We start from the raw sequence: 261 nt of genomic DNA, 5'->3' as shown, positions 1-261 counted from the left end.
CAGCTGTCCGTTCTTCGCTTTTTGGGTCCGGTAGTCCACTTCAGGCTCCGCCGTTGTCATCGGCGCCGGCATGTTTGGAAGCGTGCCGATATCAGTTGGTCGATTGTTGCCGTGACATTTGCGCCCCCATTCAGGGCTCAGGACATCGGACGAGAACAACAACCCCGGGGCAATCTGGATCAGCAAGGCCATAGACGCGTTTCCCGTTTGATTACCGCGATAAAAACCGGGCACCGAGCCAACCATCAGCGCCGGTCGTCG

Annotated in this window: 1 protein-coding gene; it reads right to left on the bottom strand. The window is 58.2% G+C overall.

What is annotated here, in order from left to right:
• The coding region (locus SB658_RS25025; protein ID WP_410603117.1) for a hypothetical protein at nucleotides 1–192 on the bottom strand (192 nt) is incomplete at its 3' end.
• Between the last annotated feature and the right edge of the window lie 69 nt (nucleotides 193–261).

The organism is Bacillus sp. SIMBA_008, assembly GCF_046535495.1.
GTDB classification, from domain to species: Bacteria; Bacillota; Bacilli; order Bacillales; family Bacillaceae; genus Bacillus; species Bacillus subtilis.
Note: the sequence above shows the minus strand (reverse complement) of the source record. Positions and strands in the feature narration are given on the sequence as shown.